This window comes from Thioalkalivibrio sp. ALJ7 (genome assembly GCF_000376865.1).
Taxonomy (GTDB): domain Bacteria; phylum Pseudomonadota; class Gammaproteobacteria; order Ectothiorhodospirales; family Ectothiorhodospiraceae; genus Thioalkalivibrio.
Genome location: NZ_AQXQ01000009.1, coordinates 192628 through 213227, shown reverse-complemented (window position 1 = coordinate 213227; position 20600 = coordinate 192628). Strand labels below are relative to the sequence as shown.

At 64.1% G+C, this 20600-nt stretch carries 24 protein-coding genes; 15 read left to right on the top strand and 9 right to left on the bottom strand.

Annotated features, from left to right (window positions below; genetic code table 11):
* Positions 1 to 10: 10 nt before the first annotated feature.
* Both D002_RS0104905 and D002_RS0104900 read left to right on the top strand, forming a co-directional pair.
* On the top strand, positions 11 to 625 hold the full coding sequence (locus D002_RS0104905; RefSeq protein WP_026181530.1) for a rhomboid family intramembrane serine protease: 615 nt from the start codon (positions 11 to 13) through the stop codon (positions 623 to 625).
* 72 nt (positions 626 to 697) lie between these two features.
* Positions 698 to 1708, top strand: a complete 1011-nt coding sequence (locus tag D002_RS0104900) for an adenosine deaminase (RefSeq protein ID WP_018140796.1) — start codon at positions 698 to 700, stop codon at positions 1706 to 1708.
* A gap of 23 nt (positions 1709 to 1731) precedes the next feature.
* Here D002_RS0104900 and D002_RS0104895 read toward each other — a convergent pair whose 3' ends face one another.
* Positions 1732 to 2220 carry a PleD family two-component system response regulator gene (locus D002_RS0104895; protein WP_018140795.1) on the bottom strand — a complete coding sequence of 163 codons (489 nt, stop codon included), beginning with the start codon at positions 2218 to 2220 and terminating at the stop codon, positions 1732 to 1734.
* A 269-nt stretch (positions 2221 to 2489) separates the two neighbouring features.
* On the opposite strand from D002_RS0104895, the gene D002_RS0104890 reads away from it, so the two are divergent.
* Entirely contained in the window at positions 2490 to 3839 is a 1350-nt protein-coding gene (locus D002_RS0104890; RefSeq protein WP_018140794.1) for a diguanylate cyclase, read from the top strand.
* A 21-nt stretch (positions 3840 to 3860) separates the two neighbouring features.
* Here D002_RS0104890 and D002_RS0104885 read toward each other — a convergent pair whose 3' ends face one another.
* Both D002_RS0104885 and D002_RS0104880 read right to left on the bottom strand, forming a co-directional pair.
* Positions 3861 to 4322 (bottom strand): RT0821/Lpp0805 family surface protein, encoded by a 462-nt coding sequence (locus tag D002_RS0104885; RefSeq protein WP_018140793.1) that lies wholly within the window; start codon positions 4320 to 4322, stop codon positions 3861 to 3863.
* Between the two features lie 110 nt (positions 4323 to 4432).
* Positions 4433 to 5965: an AAA family ATPase gene (locus D002_RS0104880; RefSeq protein WP_026181529.1), complete on the bottom strand. Its 1533-nt coding sequence runs from the start codon at positions 5963 to 5965 to the stop codon at positions 4433 to 4435.
* Between the two features lie 149 nt (positions 5966 to 6114).
* Between D002_RS0104880 and D002_RS0104875 the strand changes: the two genes are divergently transcribed.
* The 3 genes from D002_RS0104875 (at position 6115) to D002_RS0104865 (ending at position 8144) form a co-directional block, all read left to right on the top strand.
* Positions 6115 to 6798, top strand: a complete 684-nt coding sequence (locus D002_RS0104875; protein WP_026181528.1) for a TVP38/TMEM64 family protein — start codon at positions 6115 to 6117, stop codon at positions 6796 to 6798.
* A 158-nt stretch (positions 6799 to 6956) separates the two neighbouring features.
* Positions 6957 to 7700: a class I SAM-dependent methyltransferase gene (locus D002_RS0104870; RefSeq protein WP_018140790.1), complete on the top strand. Its 744-nt coding sequence runs from the start codon at positions 6957 to 6959 to the stop codon at positions 7698 to 7700.
* A 120-nt stretch (positions 7701 to 7820) separates the two neighbouring features.
* Complete coding sequence (locus tag D002_RS0104865; protein ID WP_018140789.1) at positions 7821 to 8144, top strand: hypothetical protein; 324 nt, start codon at positions 7821 to 7823, stop codon at positions 8142 to 8144.
* A gap of 45 nt (positions 8145 to 8189) precedes the next feature.
* On the opposite strand, the gene D002_RS0104860 is transcribed toward D002_RS0104865, so the two are convergent.
* Positions 8190 to 9629, bottom strand: a complete 1440-nt coding sequence (locus D002_RS0104860; protein ID WP_018140788.1) for a diguanylate cyclase — start codon at positions 9627 to 9629, stop codon at positions 8190 to 8192.
* A 165-nt stretch (positions 9630 to 9794) separates the two neighbouring features.
* On the opposite strand from D002_RS0104860, the gene D002_RS0104855 reads away from it, so the two are divergent.
* Positions 9795 to 10787, top strand: coding sequence for an MDR family oxidoreductase (locus tag D002_RS0104855; protein WP_018140787.1), 993 nt, complete (start codon positions 9795 to 9797; stop codon positions 10785 to 10787).
* A gap of 62 nt (positions 10788 to 10849) precedes the next feature.
* Positions 10850 to 11230, top strand: coding sequence for a hypothetical protein (locus tag D002_RS0104850; protein ID WP_018140786.1), 381 nt, complete (start codon positions 10850 to 10852; stop codon positions 11228 to 11230).
* Between the two features lie 14 nt (positions 11231 to 11244).
* On the opposite strand, the gene trxC is transcribed toward D002_RS0104850, so the two are convergent.
* From trxC to D002_RS0104835, 3 genes are all read right to left on the bottom strand, one after another.
* Entirely contained in the window at positions 11245 to 11679 is a 435-nt protein-coding gene (gene trxC / locus D002_RS0104845; RefSeq protein WP_018140785.1) for a thioredoxin TrxC, read from the bottom strand.
* Between the two features lie 101 nt (positions 11680 to 11780).
* Positions 11781 to 11945 carry a hypothetical protein gene (locus tag D002_RS13705; protein ID WP_018140784.1) on the bottom strand — a complete coding sequence of 55 codons (165 nt, stop codon included), beginning with the start codon at positions 11943 to 11945 and terminating at the stop codon, positions 11781 to 11783.
* Positions 11942 to 12520, bottom strand: coding sequence for a hypothetical protein (locus D002_RS0104835; RefSeq protein WP_026181527.1), 579 nt, complete (start codon positions 12518 to 12520; stop codon positions 11942 to 11944). The genes D002_RS13705 and D002_RS0104835 overlap by 4 nt, the downstream gene beginning before the upstream one ends.
* 149 nt (positions 12521 to 12669) lie before the next feature.
* On the opposite strand from D002_RS0104835, the gene D002_RS0104830 reads away from it, so the two are divergent.
* Both D002_RS0104830 and D002_RS0104825 read left to right on the top strand, forming a co-directional pair.
* Entirely contained in the window at positions 12670 to 13581 is a 912-nt protein-coding gene (locus D002_RS0104830; RefSeq protein WP_018140782.1) for a patatin-like phospholipase family protein, read from the top strand.
* 84 nt (positions 13582 to 13665) lie between these two features.
* Positions 13666 to 14622: a pentapeptide repeat-containing protein gene (locus D002_RS0104825; RefSeq protein ID WP_026181526.1), complete on the top strand. Its 957-nt coding sequence runs from the start codon at positions 13666 to 13668 to the stop codon at positions 14620 to 14622.
* On the opposite strand, the gene D002_RS13700 is transcribed toward D002_RS0104825, so the two are convergent.
* Positions 14619 to 14825, bottom strand: a complete 207-nt coding sequence (locus D002_RS13700) for a hypothetical protein (protein WP_155996114.1) — start codon at positions 14823 to 14825, stop codon at positions 14619 to 14621. The genes D002_RS0104825 and D002_RS13700 overlap by 4 nt on opposite strands.
* A 134-nt stretch (positions 14826 to 14959) precedes the next feature.
* Between D002_RS13700 and D002_RS0104815 the strand changes: the two genes are divergently transcribed.
* From D002_RS0104815 to D002_RS0104795, 5 genes are all read left to right on the top strand, one after another.
* Positions 14960 to 16516 (top strand): EAL domain-containing protein, encoded by a 1557-nt coding sequence (locus D002_RS0104815; RefSeq protein ID WP_018140779.1) that lies wholly within the window; start codon positions 14960 to 14962, stop codon positions 16514 to 16516.
* A gap of 7 nt (positions 16517 to 16523) precedes the next feature.
* Complete coding sequence (locus D002_RS0104810) at positions 16524 to 17252, top strand: hypothetical protein (protein ID WP_018140778.1); 729 nt, start codon at positions 16524 to 16526, stop codon at positions 17250 to 17252.
* Positions 17253 to 17531: 279 nt separating this feature from the next.
* A complete protein-coding gene (locus D002_RS0104805; protein WP_018140777.1) occupies positions 17532 to 17936 on the top strand; it encodes a hypothetical protein in 405 nt (134 codons plus the stop codon).
* Between the two features lie 236 nt (positions 17937 to 18172).
* Positions 18173 to 18454 (top strand): MliC family protein, encoded by a 282-nt coding sequence (locus tag D002_RS0104800; protein WP_026181525.1) that lies wholly within the window; start codon positions 18173 to 18175, stop codon positions 18452 to 18454.
* Positions 18454 to 19512 (top strand): oxidoreductase family protein, encoded by a 1059-nt coding sequence (locus tag D002_RS0104795; RefSeq protein ID WP_018140775.1) that lies wholly within the window; start codon positions 18454 to 18456, stop codon positions 19510 to 19512. The genes D002_RS0104800 and D002_RS0104795 overlap by 1 nt, the downstream gene beginning before the upstream one ends.
* Before the next feature lie 149 nt (positions 19513 to 19661).
* On the opposite strand, the gene D002_RS0104790 is transcribed toward D002_RS0104795, so the two are convergent.
* The gene (locus tag D002_RS0104790; protein ID WP_018140774.1) at positions 19662 to 20555 is read right to left on the bottom strand and encodes a hypothetical protein; all 894 of its coding nucleotides are present in this window, start codon (positions 20553 to 20555) and stop codon (positions 19662 to 19664) included.
* Positions 20556 to 20600: the final 45 nt, after the last annotated feature.

Here is a 20600-nt window from a genome sequence, read left to right as displayed (position 1 = left end):
GCATTGAACCGTGAACTTTGAACCCAGCATGACCCTTTATATCGTCGTGGCCACGGTGGTGGTGTCCCTGCTGGCATGGCAAAACCCACGCTGGCTGCATGCGATGATCCATCACCCGCCGTCGGTGCAACGCGGGGAATACTGGCGCCTGGTAACGCATGGATTCATTCACGCCGACGGCACCCATCTCGCCTTCAACATGATCACGCTGTTCTTCTTCGGCATGGCGATGGAGCGCGTACTGGTACCGGAGATCGGGATGGGCGGGTTCTTCCTGTTCTATCTGGCCGGCATTGTCCTCGCCAGCCTGCCCAGCCACCTGCGGCATCTGCGCGATCCCGGATACCGCTCGCTGGGTGCCTCCGGAGCGGTGTCTGCGGTCCTGTTCGCCTATATCCTGCTGCAACCCTGGTCGCTGCTGTTCGTGTTTTTCATCCCGGTGCCGGCGATCGTGTTCGCCGCGGTTTATGTCGGCTATTCGCTCTACGCCCAGCGGCAGAACCGCGACAACGTCAACCACAGTGCCCACCTGTGGGGTGGCGCCTGGGGGATTGCCTTCATGCTGTGGCTGGAGCCGGCGCTGTTGGCACGCTTCTTCAACGAGCTGCTATCGCCATTGAGCTGATGCCGCTGCCTGTTGTTCGCCCCATGCCCCCTCTATGCTTTGCGCCCTGTCCACCAACCTTCGGATGCCACCATGCAAGACGCCATTGCCACACTCCCCAAGGTCGAGCTGCACCTGCACATCGAGGGCTCTCTGGAACCCGAACTGATGTTCGCCCTGGCTGAACGCAACGGCGTCGAGCTGCCTTATGCCTCGGTGGAGGAAGTCCGAGCGGCCTACCAGTTCCATGACCTCCAGTCGTTCCTGGACATCTACTACGCCGGCGCCCGCGTGCTGCTGACCGAGCAGGATTTCTACGACCTGACCTGGGCCTACCTCGAACGCTGCCTGGCGGACCACGTCCGCCACACCGAGATCTTTTTCGACCCACAGACGCACACCGAGCGCGGCGTACCCTTCGCGACGGTCATCGACGGTATCCGCCGGGCGCTGGCCGATGGCGAGCGCAAACTCGGCATTACCAGCCGGTTAATCCTGTGCTTCCTGCGTCACTTGAGCGCCGACGGCGCACTGGAAACCCTCGAGGCCGCGCTCCCCTGGCGCGAACACATCCATGCGGTCGGCCTCGATTCAGCGGAACTGGGCAACCCGCCGGAGAAGTTCCAAAAGGTGTTTGATCGCGCCCGTGCGGAGGGCTTCCCTGCCGTGGCCCACGCCGGCGAGGAAGGCCCGCCGGAGTACATCTGGCAGGCACTGGACGGGCTCCAAGTCGCGCGGATCGATCACGGGGTTCAGGCCGAGCGGGACTCCAAACTGATGGAGCGCCTGGCCCGCGAACAGATCCCGCTGACGGTCTGCCCGCTATCCAACATCAAACTGTGTGTCTTCGACCGCCTGGAGGACCACAACCTGAAGCGCCTGCTGGATGCGGGCCTGTGCGTGACCGTCAGTTCGGACGACCCGGCCTACTTTGGCGGCTACGTGGGCGAGAACTTCCGCGCCACGGCCGAGGCCCTGAAGCTGGACGTGGACGACCTGGAAAAGCTGGCGCGCAACGCGGTCGATGCGGCGTTTCTGGACACCACCGCGAAGCAGCATCTGCACACCGAGATCGACGACTGGCGCCGGCGGCAAGTGGTCTGAGAGGCCCTGGGCCTAGGTGTTATCTACCCCGAGAAGGTCTTGGGGCGCGCCCGCAGGCGCCCCTTCTCCACCAGACGCTCGATGCGGGAAAACACCTCGCCACGCCCAAAAGGCTTCTTCATGAAATCGTCTGAGCCGATGCGATCGAGGAAGAACTGTTCCACCGCATCCTCGTTACCACTCATCATGATCACCGGCACCCTGGCGGTCGCCGGATCACGGCGCAGCTGACGCAGCATCGCGAACCCCGTCATCTCCGGCAGGATAATGTCCAGGAAGATCAGGTCGGGCGGATTCTCCCGCGCCCGTTCCAGCCCCTCCTCGGCGCTACCGGCCCCCACGGCTTCCAGTTCATTCTGCTTGAGCATGCTGGAGAGCAAGGCCACCACCGTCCGCGAATCGTCCACCACCAGCACACGCAGTCCGCGAGCCGGTTCCTCGCGACGCTTCTTGCGACGTTCGCCGGCCTTGCCGAAACGCAGCAGCTTCCCCATACGGCGCATGTAACTCATGCCTGATCCCTTTTCCCTGGTGGTGACCCTGTAACCGACAAGGCGGGCGCATCCCCAGCCAGGATCTTCCAATCGCCGCTGTTCATTCTTCCCGGCTCCGCGGAAGCAGTCTACTCCAGACCTAGCAGCCCGTTTGATACCCGGCGCGCAGGCGCGCATCATCGGGGCTTGCTCGCCGACCGCTGAATGGAGTCAGGGACGCGCATGAAGGGATCCAAACCCCGCCCGACAGGCACACCATCCTCGGCAATCCGGGGCCACACTGACGCATGAAGATCCTGGTCGTTGATCGCTCGCGCGTGTTTCGGGCCCTCTGGAGCCGCATGGTCCTGGCTGCTGGCCACAAGCCGATCATGGCCAGCACCGGCGCCGAGGGCCTTGCCCGTATCGAGGAGAACGACCTCGAGCTGGTCTGCGCCTCCATCACCCTGCCGGACATGAGCGGCGTCGAGTTCTGCCGTCAAGTGCGAGCCAAGCCAGCCGGGCATGATCTCCCGCTGATCCTGCTGACCTCCACGCAGGATCACGACATGCGGCGGGAGGCCTTCGAAGCCGGTGCCACCGATGTCCACGACAAGACCAATATTCGTGACCTGTTCCACCAGGCCGCCCACTATGGCCGACCGGTGGAACACGCCCACGAGGGGCGCCTGCTGTATGTCGAGGACAGCCCTACCGTCGCCCGCGTGATGATCCGCATCCTCGAAGGCATGGGGCTGGAGGTCGCACACTACCGAAGCGCGGACGCGGCCCTGAAGGCCTTCGAACAGGAAGCCTACGATCTCGTCCTCAGCGACATCCTGGTTGAAGGCGAAATCAGTGGCATGGGGCTGGTAAGCCGTCTGCGCCAGCAATTCCCCGACAAGACCAGCATGCCGATCGTCGCGATGTCCGGCCTCGACGACCAAAACCGCCGCGCCGAGCTGTTCCGGCTCGGCGTGAACGACTTTGTGACCAAGCCGGTACTGGAGGACGAGGTACGCGCCCGCATCGGAAACCTCCTGGCCAACAAGCGCCTGTTCGAGGAGGTCCAGAGTCAGCGCAAGAAGCTCTACGACCTGGCGATGATTGATCCGCTCACCGGCCTGCGCAACCGCAACGTGCTGGCCGAATGCGCCGAGCGTTTCTTCAACCAGGCCAACCAGGAAGACATGGCCCTAAGCCTGATCCTGCTGGATATCGATCACTTCAAGCAGATCAACGACGCGCACGGCCATCTGGTCGGCGACGAGGTCCTGGTTGGCGTGGGCGAGCTTCTGCGTACCACCGGTCGGGAACAGGACGTCGCCCTGCGTTTCGGTGGCGAGGAGTTCCTGCTAATCCTGCCCGAGTGCGATCTGTTCGACGCCCACACCCGCGCCGAAGAACTCCGCCAGCAACTTCGCGAGCTACAGCCCGCCGGACTGACGATCACCGGGAGCTTCGGAGTGACCAGCCGTCCGTCCGGGAGCGAGGTTGGCATGAACGACCTCTTCCGGGTCGCGGACCAGGCGGTCTACCAGGCAAAAAGTGAAGGCCGGGATCGCGTCGTCTCGCAGACCCTGAACTTAAACGCGGACCGCAATGGGCAGGACGCGTCGCCCGGATCGGGACAACCGGCACCGGAACCCATGGGCTGAACCCCGCACACCGCCCGGCGATCAGCCCTGGATACGCCAGCTGCCATCCGGCTGGCGGCAGGCCGCACCGTACACCTGCTCCTTCTGCCCACCGATCACCGCATCGATGGTGTATTCCCTGCAAGGGCCGGCGGTCGTCTCGTAGGTTCGGGTCGGCACCACGGTGTACTGGTGACCGCTGTCGGGGTTCACCCATTGCGAAGGCACGCCGGTACGCACGCTCTCGAGGGTCTGGGCCGTCTTCATGCGGTCGACCTCGTCCATGGACTGCCCCACCGACCCGCCGATCGCCGCGCCCGCAAGCGTGCCGGCAATGATCGCCGCGGTACGTCCTCGGCCGGACCCGACTTGCGAGCCGAGCGCTCCGCCCAACACCCCGCCGATCACCATTCCGGCCTGCTCCTGCGAGCCCTGATGGGTTGCACAGCCGCCGACCGCCAAAGCCCCTGCGAGAGCCATCGCGAGCAAAAGATTGCGCCACATAAGCATTCCTCCACCAGCCTCATGGCTGGATCATGGGGCCACGGCTCCACCCCCTGATCGGAGTACAGGCGCAGGGAGGTCACTCCGAGCCCCTCGCCGGGGGATCGTAATCAGCTCGGCGACTTCGGCGTGGCCGCTGCAGCCCCCTTCGCCTCCGGCTTCGAGGCGTTGATCGCGCGCTGGAACACCCAGCTCTTGATCTCGCGAATCTGCTCTACCATGGTCCGCGACAGCGGCACGGTATTGATCACGTTGCGGACCACGTCACGCTGGTTGAATGCCCGTCCTTCCTGATAGGCGTCGATGCGGGCCGATTTCACGGCCTGTTCGATCTCGGCGCCGCTCCAGTCCTCGGTGCTGGCCGCCATGTAGTTCAGGTTGAAATCTTCGAGACTCCCGCCGTGGCGCGCGACGTGAATGCGCAGAATCTCCTTGCGCTCATCGACGTTCGGCAGGTCGAGGAAGAACAGCTGGTCAAAACGGCCCTTGCGCATCAGCTCGGCCGGGAGCTGCTGGATACGGTTCGCGGTGGCCGCCACGAACACACGCGGCGATTTCTCCTGTAGCCAGGTCAGAAAGCTGGAGAAGATGTTTGCGTTGCCACCACTACCCGAGGAGTGGCTGTCGTAGCCGAAGGCATTCTCCAGTTCGTCCACCCACAGCACCATCGGCGCGATTTCCTCGGCGATACGGGTGGCGCGGGCAAAGGCATATTCCGGCGTACCAAAACTGCCGGACAGCACCAGACTCATATCCAGCCGCACTAGCGGCAGACCCCAGGCACTGGCGATCGCCTTGGCCGCCATACTCTTGCCGCAGCCACTCACCCCCATGAACAGCACCCCGGCCGGGAGCGGCACGTTGTCGCGCCAGGCCTTCTCCGAAAACAGGTCGGCGCGGGTACGTACCCATTCCTTGAGATTCTCCAGCCCGCCAATCTGATCCAGCGACTGCTGCGGGGGGTAGAACTCCAGGCAACTCTCCTTGCGCAGGATCTGCCCCTTTTCCTCCTGAATCTCGGCCAGCATCTCGGCTTCGTCCATGCCCTTGGCGCGAAATAGCCGCGCGCTCAGATGCCCGACCTCATTCAGCGACAGACCCCGCATCCCGGCCGCCAGCCGGAACAACTGATCACGGGGGATCGCCGCGGCGCCCTGTGTGTCCTCCAGCTGTTCCAGCACCTCCTCCTCGGAGGGCAACTCCACCTCGACCAGGAAGACCTCTTTCTTCAGGATCTCGGGGAGCTTCAGCAGCGGGCAGCTGAGAAACACCACGTTACGGCCCTTCTTCAACTGGTAATAAAGGTCGCGCACTCCCCGCACCAGGGCCGGATTGTCCTCGAACCAGGTGGGCAGATCCTTCAGGAGTACCATGCGGGGCGTATCGGTTTCGCGAGATGCCACCCGCGCCACGGCCGCCAGCGGATCCGTCGTTGGGGTATCCGGATCGTCATGCTCGCCAAACCCGTGGCTGGCTGACCAGACGTCCAGGTGGCCGTCTTCGCCATAGAACGAACGTGCGACCGAGCGCAGCAACCGCTCCATCCGGTCCTCGTCCCAGCCTAGTAAATAGAACACCGGGTAACGCGACTTGAGCCCACGCAAAATCTTGTGGGCCGTCCGATTCTGCAGCTTCGTCGCCAACACACCTTTCCCTATACGGGCCGGGCCTAACCCATTCCCAAATCGTACTCGAGTGTAACGATATCCACTCCGTAAACGAGTGACACACTATGGTGCGGAAAGGTGTCGGCTACCCTGAACCAATGGTTCCGCCCTGCAAGAGGCCTGCGATGTCATCCCCCCACCCCCGCACCCCTCCAGCGACCTCTACTCGCATCGGCCAGGGTCTCCTCGTGTTCCTGATCGGACTGGGGATCGCAATCGCCCTGTGGATCGGGGATCCGGTCCGCATGCTGGCCTGGGGCGAGGCCCTCGCAGGGGGACCCTGGGCCACAGCCGGGCTCGTGGTCCTGATGACCCTGATGCTGACGTTTGCATTACCCGGGACGCTGATGTTCTGGCTGATCGCCCCTTTTCATCCACCTATCGTCGCGGTCAGCCTTCTGCTTCTGGGCAGCCTGAGCGGGGCGTGGGGTGCTTACCGGCTGTCAGCCCGGTTGGCCCGAAAGGCCGATCGCCGCAGCGGCGATGGGCCCTGGCTGGCGAAATTCCTGCGGCGGCACAGTGGCCTGGCAACGCAGATCGCGCTCCGTGTGCTCCCCGGATTCCCCCACGCCATGGTCAACTACGCGGCAGGCACATTGGGCCTCCCCGTACGTTGGTTCATGCTGGCCGCTGCCGTCGGGCTCGCCATCAAATGGTCGGTTTACGTCATGGCCGTGCAGGGCGCCACCGACGCCCTCAAAGCGGACGAGGCCCTGCAACCACATGCCCTGCTGCCCTTGTTCGTACTCGCGGTCTTGCTCCTGTTAGGGGCCGCCCTGCGCTATCAGATCCAGCGGCGGTTCTCCTGAACAAGGACACTCCTGACCGGATTGGCCACCGCCCTCCACGTCAGTCCGCGCGAAAAACGCGAACGGTGTCGCGCGAACAGCCCGGCACTGGCCAGGCATCCTGTGGTCCCCGGACAGGTTCGTTACACTGCTCAGGTACATACAAGCTTGAGTCCCATGTGATCCACGACCCCGCCTCGCACGAAAAGCCAGACATCGGTGACATCAACCAGCGCTTCTACGACGGCCTGTGGGCCGATGCGCGTCTGGTTGGTCCGGAACGCTTCAATACCTGGGATCTCGTCTCGGGTTTGGCGGACTCACATGCCCGGCGCCTGGAGGTTGGACCAGGAATGCGTCCACGGCTGCCCATCGCCAATACCCATTTTGTAGACATCAGCCGTCCCGCCCTGTCCGCGCTCAAGCGCGAAGGCGGAGTGACCCGAACGGCCCCTATCTCGGCCCTTCCCTACGCCGATGACAGCTTTGACCTGATCTGCGCCCTGGACATCGTCGAGCATGTCGAAGACGACGAGGCGGCCCTGTCCGAACTCTCCCGCGTCGCGGCACCGGGGGCCACCGTCCTCCTGTCGACCCCGCTGCATCCGGAATACTGGACGCCCTTCGACGAGATCGTGGGACACTATCGGCGTTACGAGCCGGAGGCGCTCATCGCCTTGCTGGCGCGCCACCATCTGGAGATTGAACACAGCGCAATCTTTGGCATGAAGCCGCGCTCTTCGTGGATCAACGACCTGGGCATGTGGTTCATGAGGCGCCACCGCAACGTCGCCATGAAGGTCTACAATCGTTTTCTGATGCCCTTGGGCCTGCACCTGCAAAAGCCCCTGGAACTCAACCCCGGAATGGTCCCCACCGACGGGGTGGAAGAGATCTTCATGGTGTGCCGAAGAACCGCTTGAGCCCTGCCCAACCGCAGGGCGTGCAGGGCCCGCAAAACCCCGCACGCCGCCGGGACAGCTTGATCGAAACCCCGGCCCGGGCGTACTGTCGTATCCAGGAAGATCTAAAAGAGAACATCGATGCTCCAACTGCTTCGTTCCCGTTCCACCTATAGCGACCAGCGTTTCCAGTTTTCCCTGCTGGTGCTGGCCACCGGCATCGTGCTGACCCTGCAGAATCCGCAAGCGCAAGAGTCGGCCGCCGAGCTGTTCTCCAAGGTGGAATTCCCGAACCTGGCTCAGGTGCAGGATATGCGCCCACAGTTGCCGCCGCCCTGGATGGAGGGTGACCAACTGGTCAGCGAGGACAGCGAATCGGCACCCGTCGTGACCCTGCTGGAACGTGGGGACGGCCGTTCCGCCGACCTCCGCGAACGCCCAACTCGGGCCACTGGCGAGGAATAGCGTCCGCGCACCCGCCGCCTGACGGCGGAGCGCCCAGGCGTTCCTCTACACCCTCTCCGCGCAAACGCGGTTACGGCCCTCGCGCTTGGCGCGGTAGAGCAGTTGATCCGCTCGCTCCAGTATCTCCAACGGCTCGACTTCCCCCATCCCCGCGATCGCACAAACGCCGAGACTGACCGTGACCGTATAGAACTCGTTGTCCGGATGGGCCAGCTTCAACGCCTCGACCTCGGCACGTACGCGTTCTGCCACCGCCACCGCCCCATCCAGGGACGTATCCGGAAGGATACAGACGAACTCCTCGCCCCCGTAGCGCGCCACCAGGTCCGTGGGACGATGCGCCGCGCTCCGTAACACCTCGGCCACGCGACGCAGACACTCGTCGCCGCGCTGATGCCCAAAGCGGTCGTTGTAGGGTTTGAAATGGTCGATATCGATCATCAACAGTGCGAGCCGCACCTCCCGCCGCGATCGGCATTCGCGCTCCAATACGGCATCGAGCTCCCGCCGGTTGGCCAGGCCCGTCAGCCCATCCACCCGGGCCTGGCGCGCAAGCTCCAACTCCGCCTGCTTGCGTGCGAACGTCCCGGCAATAATGTCGGCGACCACTTGCAAAGCCGCAATCTGCTCCGGGCTCCACTCGCGGCGTTGGGCCACCGAATCGAACCCGAGAAAACCGAAGGCGTTCTGGTCACTGATCAGCGGAATCAATAGCAGCGACTCGATCCCCTGTCGCCGGAACTCGGCTTGCTCCACGGCCGCGACCTCGGGCAGCGAGTTCACGTCAGGCACATGCACGGTGCGCCGCTTGCGGATCTGGCGGGTCACCCAGCCATGCGCCTCCATGGGGATGTCCTGCATGTCGTCCAGAAACGGCGTAACCCCTGGGGCACACCATTCGTTCACCAGATCCATTGCCTGTAGATCCGGCCGGAAGCGCACCACGTAGGCCCGCCCTACCCGAAAGAACTCACCCAGCCGGTGCAGCGCGTCCGCTACCGCGGAATCCACCTCGTTCGCCTCCAGATCCGCGAACTGTGCGGAGATAGCCGACACCAATGCCTGTAGCTGATACTGCTGTTCCGCGCGCACTTCCAGTTGCTTGCGCTGGGTGATGTCCTCGCCAATCGCGCTCGCCCCGAGCAGGGCACCGTCGATATCGAAAAACTGCTGTGAATGCCAGGACAGCGTGCGTTTCTCGCCGCTGCGTGTACGAATGACCGACTCCAAACCCGCCACGGACCGACCTTCCTGAATGATGGCCTGCACCTCGACCATGAGCGCCGCGCGATAGTCGGCATCCGGGTAGAGCCAGTCCCAGACCCCCTTATGGCCGACCACCTCCTCGCGACTGTATCCACTGATGCGCTCGGCGGTTCGATTCCACAGGGTAATGCGCCCTTCGGTATCCAGGGTATTCACCCAGACCGGGGCATGTTCAATGATCAAGGAATGAAAATGAGTGGGGCGCTGCTGTTCCGCCATAGCCGTCCTCGCAAAGGGAACCGATGAACTCGGGCCGCGCGCCCGCCAGCGGCGACACCGAATCCCTTCTGTGCATCTCCGACCTGACCCCAAGGTAGCAACTTTCGCCCCTGAATGCCCCCGTCTGATAGGCTTTTCAGCCTCATCTGAACAAGGCCCACCCGCATGTCCGAAACCTTCAAGGCGCTGCTACTGGAACAGGGCAGCCCCCAACCTGAGGCCCAGGTTCGGGATCTCGCGATCGAAGACCTGCCCGCGGGCGATGTCCTGGTTCAGGTTCACTACTCCGGCCTCAACTACAAAGACGGCATGATCCTGCAGGGATTGGGCAACCTGGTCCGTGATTACCCCCATGTGCCGGGGATCGACCTCGCCGGGACCGTGCTCGAATCCGAAGACCCGAGGTATCAACCGGGCGACCCGGTGGTCCTGACCGGCTACCGCGTCGGCGAGACACACTGGGGCGGCTATGCCCAACGGGCCCGTGTCCAGGGCGACTGGCTGGTGCCGCAACCGGAGGGCTACAGCGCACGCCAAGCCATGGCAGTCGGCACCGCCGGTTTCACCGCCATGCTGGCGATCCAGGCCCTGGAAGATCGCGGCCTGCAGCCAGACGACGGGGAAATCCTGGTCACCGGTGCCTCCGGCGGGGTTGGCAGCATTGCCGTCCGCCTCCTGGCGCGGCTGGGCTACCGCGTTACTGCCGTCACCGGGCGCTCGGAAAACACCGATTATCTACAGGCGCTGGGGGCCCACACAGTGCTCCCGCGCGACGAACTGGCGGCCGCTCCGGACAAACCATTGCTGCGCGAACGTTGGGTGGGTTGCATCGACAGTGTCGGCGGCGACACGCTGGCCCACGTCCTGGCCACCCTGGCCTACGGCCGCTCGGTGGCCGCCTGCGGCCTGGCCGGTGGCCCGCAACTCCAGACCACAGTCCTGCCGTTCTTGCTGCGCGGGATCAATCTGCTGGGAATCGATTCCGTGATGTGCCCCGCCCCGCGGCGCCGCGCAGCCTGGAGCCGCCTGGCGCAGCTGCTCCCCGGAGCCGACCTCGATGCCCTCACCACTGAGATTTCCCTGGACGACCTGCCGCACTACGGCGAGCGGATCCTAAAGGGCCAAGTCCGCGGCCGCACGGTCGTCCGACTGGACTAGGGAGACGCTGATTGAATCGCACGTGAACCGGCTATGCTCGGCATATTACTCTGGAGACGCTCGTGAACGAACTCGCAACCCGCCTGAAACAGATCCGAGACCGCCTGGCTGACCTGGAGAGCATGGCCCGCGCGGATCAAACGGAGTCCGCCCATCGCCTGACTGCTGAACTCACCCGAGACCTGAATCAGGCGATGGAAGAAGCGGCCGCGTCCGGCGAGACCCCGAACCCATCAGCCCCCGCAGAACCGCGAGCACCCCGCGACCCGGTCGAGAAATGCCCGCGCTGCACCCTGCGCAGTTTCACCTTCCAGGAAGGCACCATCCGCGAACTCGCCAACGATCCGGGCCATTTCGAGGCGCAATACCACTGCATGAGCTGTGGCCACGAGGCCTGGCGACGCATGAGCTGTGGCCACGAGGCCTGGCGACGCATGAGCTGAAACCCCGGCCCGGGCTATAACCGGCCGCGCACCCAGCGTACGATATCCGCCGCCCCCATCGCACCCGCCTGACGCCCTGCCTCGTGCCCACCGCGAAACAGTGCGAGGGTCGGAATGCTGCGGATCCCGAAATGCTGGCCCAGCCCCGGCTCGGCCTCGGTGTTCACCTTGGCCAGGCGCAGCATCGGCTCCAGATCACTCGCAGCCTGGCGAAACTGCGGGGCCATCATCTTGCAGGGGCCGCACCAGGGCGCCCAGAAATCCACCAGCAGCGGGATGTCGTTACGCTCAAGGTGGCGGCGGAAATTTGCTGTGGTCAATTCCAGCGGCTCGCCTGTAAAAAGGCGCCGATGACACTGCCCGCACTTCGGGCCCGCATCCAGACGGGCCGCAGGGATGCGATTGACCGCATCACAGTGCGGGCAGACAACATGCAGGGCGTCACTCACGGCAGCACCTCCGTTCCAGCCAGAAGAAAACCGACCCTATCCCCTGATCTTACGCCGAGAAGACCGCATCAATGCGAACGCGCAATTCAATCCGCGTCTCCCTAGGTGTGATCTCTCAATAGGTTGTCCACCGTACAGCGCGCCCGCGCCGGCCAATGGCGGGTCAGTTCTTCTAGGTTCACGGGCTGCGCCGTTGCCTCGTACTGCCTCAGGAACACACCCGGTTCGACCGGCCCGACCCGCGCGACAGGCATGGTCTCGATCATGCCCCGTCCTGCAGACTACGGGCGCGACCGAACCGAGACAGCAGCCAACTGGCCAAACGATGGGTGACCCACCACACCCCCGCACAAAACGCCATGACCACCATCAGCCAGGCTACCGGGTGCATCCAGGCCTGTTCCTGGCCGCCAGGGCCAAGCACCCAGTTCACGTTGCGCTCGGGCGTCGCCAACACGAAGGTCAGCAACAAGACCCCCAGGCCCAGCACCACCATATAGCGCCAGGCCTTTGGGTCGTAGCCTAGCCGCCACACCAGCCAGATCAGCACAAACGGCAGCGGCAGGTGATAGAGCGACAACAGGCGTACGAACAGGGGAATCTCCGGGTTGAACATGTAATGCACAATCCCCAGCGGCGCCCAGCCCCAGATCACCATGCTCAACATAAAGTCCAGGACCCAGCCGAGTTCCAGTAGCACCACGGCCACCAGCATCATGCTCGCAATCCGGCGGCTCTCCAGCCAGACCGCCAGCAGCCCACCCAATAACGCCACGTTGGAGAACCACAGAAAGTTAAGCCAGCCGTGTTCCAGCGCGTACACCGGCACCAACACGACCACAAAGGCGAGATAGGCCCATTTGAAGCCTCGCGGAATCGCAACCCCGGAGCCTTCTGGACCAAGCCTCTCTTGTCGCTCCATCACTTGCTCCCCGGCGGATTCAGGCTCACGGTAGACCCATCGCGTGTTGCGCAAAAGGACACTATCCCATGAGATTCGCGTCCGTTGTGTTGCTGGCCTGTAGCCTGTTGGTCACGCCCACCATCGCGACAGCCGATGAGCGCAATCCGCTACCGCACGAAATCGGGCTGGCGCTCGGATCCGGTGGCGCAACTGGGCTTGCCCATATCGCCATGCTCCGAGTCTTTGACGATCTGGACATCCAGCCCGACCGCATCGTCGGAAGCAGCATCGGGACCGTGATCGGCGGTCTCTACGCCGCCGGGCTGAGCGCCAACGAAATCCTGGATATATTCGATGACTTCGCCGGATCCGAACTGAACGCCCTGACGGGATTGGCGCGCTCTGACATCCGACTCCTGGACCTGATCCCTTTGCGGCTGGGGCGCAATGCCCTGATGGATTCCGGCGAGTTCCTGCGCTTGCTCGCGGCGCATACCGACGCCCGCGACTTTGGTGACCTGGGAATCCCTTTTGCGGTCGTTGCCACTGACCTCCACACCGGTGAAAGTGTGGTGATCGACGAAGGCAACCTGTTCCAAGCGATCGAGGCCAGCATGGCGGTACCGGGCCTATTCGAACCGGTTCGGGGCGACGATGGCCGTTACCTGATCGATGGCGGGGCGTCCAACCCACTCCCCTACAACCTGCTCCAAAACGGCCATGATTACGTCATCGCCGTCGACGTGTCCGGAACGGGCGCACACAACGATACCGCGTCCCTCGGCATCACCGACATCCTGTTCAAGAGCTTCAGCATCATGCAGAGCTCCATTATCCGGCACATGATCAGACTGGACCCACCCGATCTGTACCTGGCGCCGGACACCGGCACGATTCGCCTGCTCCATTTCAACCGCATTGATGAAATCATGGCGAACGCCGAGCCCGCAGCCGAAGAGCTGCGTGCGGCACTCACCGCTTTGCGAGACACGAACTAGTCCACGTTCCCTTGCGCCGATCTGCCCTATACTCCGGGCATCCGCCAGCAAGGACGCGGCGGCACCATCCAGCGCGTGGACTCCGTGAGCAGCGATTCCCCGGATACCCAGCATGAACCCGACACCCCGCCACCGGAATCCGGCGAGGGGCGTTACGAACTGTGGTACACCCACCGTGACGGGCAGGTGTGCGGCCCCTACCCGCAGCGTCAGATCGGTCGCTTCCTGATCCTTGGGCGCCTCCACCCCCGGGACCAAGTCAGCCTCGACCGCGAAACCTGGTGGCGCATAGACCAGCGCCCACACCTGATCCCCGAAGAGCTCCAGAACGCGCACACGCCCGAGGGACGCGAGCGCCTGGAACAGGCCCGCCTGCGGGAAGACGAACGACTCCGCGAGCGCCGCCACGACGACCCACCCGCAGAGACCGGCGAGCGTCGCAAGGGCGATCGGCGCTGTCCCGAGTCACCGGAAACCCTGGTACACCGCCAGCAATGGCTCGAAATTCTGCAGCGCCCCCTCCCCCCCTGGAGTCAGTGGATGCACGGCCCGCGTCCCTGGATCGCAGGGGCGGCCAGCGTGGTGATTGCACTCGCTGTGCTGATCGGTTTTGCCTTGCAGTTCGAACAGGACCCAGGCCCCGACTGCGACCAGCCCGCCGCACCGGGCGTGAACTGGAACTACTGCGACATGGCCGGGGCCGACCTGCGCGAAGCCGACCTGCGCGGGGCCTCGCTCCACAATACCCGCCTGGCCGGGGCCCGCCTGCACGACGCACGGCTGACCGATGCCGACATGCGCTTCGCCGACCTCACCCTGGCGGCCCTGGACCGAGCAGAGCTCGGTGCGTCGAACCTGACGGGTGCCGACCTGATCAACGCCCGACTGACCGGCGCCAACCTCGAAAATGCCAATCTTGAACACGCCAATCTGACCGGCGCAGATATTGCTGGCGCTCGATTGGACGGGGCGCACCTGGGTCGCAGCATCTGGATTGATGGGCGTTTCTGCGCCCGCAACTCCATCGGTTCCTGCGACTAGTCCTCGCGCCCCTGAACACCCTGGACCGGGTCCAGCTCGATCCCGAGTTCGCCGGCGACCTCGACCCAGTAGGGCTCCGCCTCGCAGGAACAACAGTCACAGGCCGCGGTCACGCCCTCGTGCATACTGAGGCGACTATGGAGCGGTTCAGCCGCTGGATCCAATGGTTTCCGGGACGGTCGCTGCTCCAAACGTGCGTTCATGGGACACCCCCAAGAGATCAGGCCTCATCCCAAGGATAGACCGGCCAGAGCGCGGCAAGAATGCTTCGGGCCTAAGCCGGTATCCACCCAACCGCATGTTAATATCCAAATGATTCGCTTCTTCCACGGCCACCATGATCACCCGACGCGACAAGGTCCTGATCTCGATCTCCGCAGCGGCACTGCTGGGAATCCTGCTGCCGCTTACGGCGTTGGGGTGGTTCCTGTGGCAGGAATCCGTCGTCGCCGAAGAGAAACGCCTCGCCGACCTGTCTCAGCGACTGGGGGAGCAGACCGAAACGGCCTTAGTCGATGCCCACGAGTTGCTGGACCACCTGAATCAACTGGGACTCGAACCCTGCTCTCCCGAGCACCTTGAACAGTTGCAGGACGCGGCGATGGCCCGCCCCCACGTGCGCGCCATCGGCTATTGGCGAGCCGCCGAACGGGAGTGCGGCGCCGGGTTCGTGCAGGGCGATGCCCTGACCCCACCACGTGCCAGCCGCATCTATGACACCGGGGTGATTGCCTGGTGGCCCAGTGCGGACACGGCCGTGGGGGGTGTGGAGCTATTCCTGATGCGGTTTGGCCAGCACGATGTCGCCATCGATCCGCGCCTGCTGATGAGTCCCGGCCTGCTGGACTCGCAGCAGGTTGGACTGTGGGTGGAGGGGCTTCCGATGAGCCGCCACCCTCACGATGCCGAGCTGCCATCACTCGACGACGCGAACCCAGGCCTTTCCGTCGATCGTTCGCAGAGCCGTATCGTCAGCCGTTTCTCGCTAGGGACTTTATTCCCGATTGATGTTATCGCCGTACAGCCGCTGGCGGCCTTCTGGGACCGCTACCTCCCGACGCTGGTCGTGGCCGGCGTGTTCGGCCTGCTCCTGGTCGTCCTGTGGTTGCTCCTGGTTCTGCACTACCTACGTCGCCACCTGAGCCTGTCCAGCGAACTGCGCGAGGCCATCGCGCAGGACCGGCTTAGCGTGGCATACCAACCCATCGTGGACCTTGCCGACGGCCGTTGTCGGGGTGCCGAGGCCCTTGCTCGCTGGCACCGCGAGGGCGACGAAACGATCCAGCCGGATGTCTTCATTCCCCTCGCCGAGGACACCGGCCAGGCCACCGATCTCACCCTGGCGATCCTGCGGGCGATCCTGCGCGACCAGGCCGGCACCCTTCGCGATCACCCCGAGCTGTCGATCAACCTGAACATTACCGGTCAGGACCTCGCCTCTGATCGCTTCGGCAATGCGATGCGCACGGCATTGCGCGAGGCTCGCATTGAACCGCACTCCATCAAGCTGGAGCTAACCGAGCGCTCGCTCCTGAATAGCGACGAGGTGCGCACACGCCTGCGCGAGTTACGCCGCCGCGGCCATCGGATCGCGGTCGACGACTTTGGAACGGGATACTCCAGTCTTGCCTACCTCGAACGCTTCGAACTGGATACACTGAAGATCGATAAATCCTTTTCCGATGCCATTGCCCACGAGGCAGTCACCAGCCAAGTCATCGGGCATATTATCGAGATGGCGCGCTCCCTCGATCTGCACATCGTGGCCGAGGGCGTCGAATCGGCCCACCAGGTGGATTGGCTGCGTAAACAGGGCGTCGACGGGGGTCAGGGCTACCACTTCAGTCGCCCCCTGTCGGCCGAGGCCTTCAGCACCTGGTGCCAACAACACTGAGGAGAGCATGACCCCAGCCAGAGTATCCCGGACCGCAGCACGCAACCTGGCCGCCGCCCTGTTGCTGACGATGACGGCTAGCGGCTGTGCCCTGTTGCCAGTCGGATCGGAAGAGGTCGACGAACCCGCAGCCCCCGAACCCCAAGCGTCCGCCCCCCCCGCGTCTCCGGCGGAAACCGAGGCTACCCCCAACGCCAGCCCGGAAGCCGACCCCGACCCGCCCGCCGAACTCGACGAGGGTCTGCAAATCGCCCGTACGGAGACCGCCGAGAGCGAACGCCAGACTGCCCTGCGCACAAGCGGCCACGAGACCCTGGAACCCGACCGCCTCGGCTACTACATGGATGTACTCGGAGCCCGACTGCGCCAGGAACTCGCGGGCCAGGACGTCGCAATTCACCATCAGGATCCCGGCATCCGCGTGCAACTCTCGGCCGACGCCACTCCGGAAGATCACGAGCGCACTCTGGACACCATCGGCCGGGTACTCGACGAGTTTCGTGCCAGCCTGATCACCGTGATTGCCCATGACAACGCATTGGGTGCGTCAGAATCTGATCCCCAGAGGTCGGAGGACGACGCCCTCGCCGCCGGTCGCCGACTGGAGCAAACCGGCGTGGCCCCTGAGCGCCTGGTGCTCCGTGTAAACGACTCGGAGTCCCATACCGTCGACACCGACACTACGACGACATCCCCGCGCATCGAGCTGCGAATTCAGCCCCTGGCTGCGGGTTGAGGCTTCCCCTCCAACCTTTCGCCCTTTCCAAGAATGCCCCGTAGGCGATGGCAAAGGATTGTCACGCCATGAGCGCAGATTTGCCTACATTGGCCACTCGATTGAGGCGCTGCTCGGCCGGACCAGCATTGATGACTGGGTGGAACGCATGCCCCCGGAAGACCGCGATTCCGTGACCTGCCCCGATTCTTGCCGGATACGGAATGTCACGAGCTGGAAAATCCCGCCCGTTCGGACCAGACTCAGACGATCTGCACACCCTTAGGGGTATAGACAGACATGACCAGCCTGCACGACCCCACTCGGGAGCCCGCCCTCTACTACCTCCTTGGACTGGTCCTGCCACCCGTCGGTGCCTACCGCTACGGCGCCGCCGCTCACAGTTGTGCGGCGCCGATCGCCATCGTCTGGGCCACCGCGCTCGCCTCCATCACCTACGCCCTGGTGACCGGGCTGCCCGAAGCTTCCGACTACGGAGGCTTCCCACTCGCAATCGGCCTGTTCCTCTGGGCATTCGCCTCGCTGTGGACCTTTCTCGTAGTGCGCAACGTGCAGACCGACCGATCAATCACCGACCCTGCGGAACACGACCGGCAACTACGCCGGCAATACGATGACCACGATCCACTGAACGACTCCGAATCGGATCTCGAAGGCTCACCTGACGACCGCAGTAGCCACTAAGTCCACCCGTATTTCCCGAAACTTCCAGCCCTATGTGCCAGACTCTGGGCGTGCCTCGCGGATCCAAAACCCTTTTGGCGCCGTCTTTCGCCGAGGTCCAGAACCCGGCCTTGATGGCCAAAATGACGGGCGCGAGTATCAGGCACCACGACATCCACAGGACCGGCATCATCCGGTACGGCCATATCAGCTCGGGAGCACACGTGCGCGCACAAATAATGATGATCGCCGGGGTCATGCTGGCAGCCGGCTGCAGCGCACTGCCACGCGGGGATGACACCCCGCGCGAGGTCGCCTACGTCTGCGCGTACGGGCCGGAACTCACCGCAACCTTCGAAGGCGAGCAGGCGATACTGGCCTTCAACGGTGCCCGCGCCCGGCTACAGGCCACCGAGACCGCCTACGGCGGGCGCTACGCCAACCCGACTGACGACATCGTGTTCTGGACCCGCGACGATGCGGCCATGCTCGAGATGGTGGGTGTGTTCTGGAGCTGTCGCGCCCTGCCCGATCGGTGATGGCGGACGCCGCGAACCGTTTCGTGTTGCAGTCCACAGGGGCCCGCAACGCAGTCCGTGAACACGTGATCCAGACGCTCTGGAGCGGGTATGGCGAGATCGTCCGCTACCGCCTCGAAGGGGCCAAACGGCCGGCCGTGATCCTCAAGCACATCGTCTTCCCGGACGAGCTGGACCACCCTCGCGGCTGGAGCAACGACCGCTCGCATCAGCGCAAGGTCCAGTCCTACCAGGTCGAAATGGCTTGGTACCGCAACTGGGCCGGCCCGTGCGGCGCCCATAACCGCCTACCCGAGTGCCTGGCCGCTGCCACCCACGGTGATGAACACCTGATCCTGCTCGAAGACCTGGACGCCAGCGGCTTCCCGTTGCGCAAGGACCACCTGACCCGTGTCGAAACGAGACTTTGTCTCGACTGGCTCGCACGCTTCCACGCGCGCTTCATGGGGGTCAACCCCGAGGGCCTGTGGCCCGAAGGGAGCTACTGGCATCTGGCAACCCGCCCGGACGAATGGGCCGCGATCGAGGACGCCACGATCCGCGAAACCGCGGCCGCGCTCGACGCCGCTCTGACCGGCGCTCGCTATCGCTCGCTGGTGCACGGCGATGCCAAGGTCGCCAACTTCTGTTTTGCACCGGAAGGCAATGCCGTCGCGGCCGTCGATTTCCAGTACGTCGGGGGCGGCTGCGGTATGCGCGACGTGGCCTACTTCCTCGGGAGCTGCCTGGACGAACACGAACAGGAGACCTGGGAGCCCGGGCTGCTGGACGACTACTTCACCACCCTGCGCCAGGCATTGCGCAAGCGTCATGGCAACTGGGATGTTGAGGCGATCGAACGTGAGTGGCGCAGCCTGTTTCCCATCGCCCAGGCCGACTTCTACCGCTTCCTGGTGGGTTGGATGCCCGATCACTGGAAGATTCACGACTACAGCCGCCGCACGGCCCTCGCGACCGTGCGGCGCTTTCAGGCGTCCGGATCGTTCGATGATGCCTCGTCGGGACCAGGGTCCGGGTCGGGTATAGACTCGAGGTCTTCCGCTACCTCTCGCCAATAAGGCTCGGCCGAGCAGCTCCCCCAGTCACAGCCATCACCCCCAGACAGCGTTCGGTCCGGGCCATCCTGCAGATCGGCAGCATGCTGGGTTTCCGTCAGTTTGTTTTCAGCTTCGCTCATCGCGTAGCGATTATGGCATGCACCCTGCCCTCAGGGGGCCTCGGGATGCCCCGCGGCGGGTGCGGCTGTGCCCGAAAACTCCGGGCCGCGAACGTCACGGGCCTCCCAGCCGCGATCCGCATCGCGACCGGTCACCCACCATTCGTGCACGAACAGGCGTAGCGGCCCGCGCACCCGTTCCTCGAAGCGCGTGGGCAGGGTGAAACCCGCGATCTCGTCATACTCGAGGAAGGTGGTGTCGACGTGCGCCCCCTGCGTGGGACCAAAACCGTTCAGGGTGATATGCACGCGATACAGCAGGTCGGTCTCCGGGTCGATCCACATCACCACCTGATCCGACTCGGCCTCACCAAACCCCGGTTCGATCGTGGCCAGCAAACGACGATATTCCATACCGCCCTCACGCTGGTTCGGCAGCCGCTCCATGGCCGTAGCGCGATGCTTCACGAAACTGGGTCCGTAGTGGAAGAGCTCCCCCGCATCGGTGGTCATCGCACTCGCCCGGATTTTCTCGCGGTCGTCGCTGCGCTCACCGTCGTAGTACACCCGGAAGTCACCGTCGCCGCGAATCACGGTCTTGGTGCCCTCGGGACCGGTGTAATGAATCGCGTACAGGCCGTCCGCGGGACGATAGCGCTCCTCGCCCTGACCGCGGTACCCACCATCTGCAACCAACGGCTGGATACGCTGGATCAAGCGCCCCCACTCGCCATCGGTTGCCTGGTTCAGATCACCCTCGTACTCGCGCAGGTCACCGCCGTGCGCCGCGAGTGTTTGTTGAAAAAGGGTCTGTGCGCTGAAGCCATCTTCTACGGGCCGGTCTGCATCGGCCTTCGGGAAAGTTCCGCCGCACCCGGCCATCAGGGCCGAGAGTGCTAACCCCAGCACCGTGATCCACCCCCCTTGCCTGATTCGCTTGATCATCACCTGGCTCCCTGAATACACTTTCTGTACTTTACTTGTACAAGT

Coding starts and splice junctions, on each gene's coding strand:
- D002_RS0104900 (WP_018140796.1), top strand. CDS start 698: ATGCAAGACGCCATTGCCACACTCCCCAAGGTCGAGCTGCACCTGCAC.
- D002_RS0104895 (WP_018140795.1), bottom strand. CDS start 2,220: ATGAGTTACATGCGCCGTATGGGGAAGCTGCTGCGTTTCGGCAAGGCC.
- D002_RS0104890 (WP_018140794.1), top strand. CDS start 2,490: ATGAAGATCCTGGTCGTTGATCGCTCGCGCGTGTTTCGGGCCCTCTGG.
- D002_RS0104885 (WP_018140793.1), bottom strand. CDS start 4,322: ATGTGGCGCAATCTTTTGCTCGCGATGGCTCTCGCAGGGGCTTTGGCG.
- D002_RS0104875 (WP_026181528.1), top strand. CDS start 6,115: ATGTCATCCCCCCACCCCCGCACCCCTCCAGCGACCTCTACTCGCATC.
- D002_RS0104865 (WP_018140789.1), top strand. CDS start 7,821: ATGCTCCAACTGCTTCGTTCCCGTTCCACCTATAGCGACCAGCGTTTC.
- D002_RS0104860 (WP_018140788.1), bottom strand. CDS start 9,629: ATGGCGGAACAGCAGCGCCCCACTCATTTTCATTCCTTGATCATTGAA.
- D002_RS0104855 (WP_018140787.1), top strand. CDS start 9,795: ATGTCCGAAACCTTCAAGGCGCTGCTACTGGAACAGGGCAGCCCCCAA.
- D002_RS13705 (WP_018140784.1), bottom strand. CDS start 11,945: ATGATCGAGACCATGCCTGTCGCGCGGGTCGGGCCGGTCGAACCGGGT.
- D002_RS0104830 (WP_018140782.1), top strand. CDS start 12,670: ATGAGATTCGCGTCCGTTGTGTTGCTGGCCTGTAGCCTGTTGGTCACG.
- D002_RS13700 (WP_155996114.1), bottom strand. CDS start 14,825: ATGAACGCACGTTTGGAGCAGCGACCGTCCCGGAAACCATTGGATCCA.
- D002_RS0104815 (WP_018140779.1), top strand. CDS start 14,960: ATGATCACCCGACGCGACAAGGTCCTGATCTCGATCTCCGCAGCGGCA.
- D002_RS0104810 (WP_018140778.1), top strand. CDS start 16,524: ATGACCCCAGCCAGAGTATCCCGGACCGCAGCACGCAACCTGGCCGCC.
- D002_RS0104805 (WP_018140777.1), top strand. CDS start 17,532: ATGACCAGCCTGCACGACCCCACTCGGGAGCCCGCCCTCTACTACCTC.
- D002_RS0104800 (WP_026181525.1), top strand. CDS start 18,173: ATGCTGGCAGCCGGCTGCAGCGCACTGCCACGCGGGGATGACACCCCG.
- D002_RS0104795 (WP_018140775.1), top strand. CDS start 18,454: ATGGCGGACGCCGCGAACCGTTTCGTGTTGCAGTCCACAGGGGCCCGC.
- D002_RS0104790 (WP_018140774.1), bottom strand. CDS start 20,555: ATGATCAAGCGAATCAGGCAAGGGGGGTGGATCACGGTGCTGGGGTTA.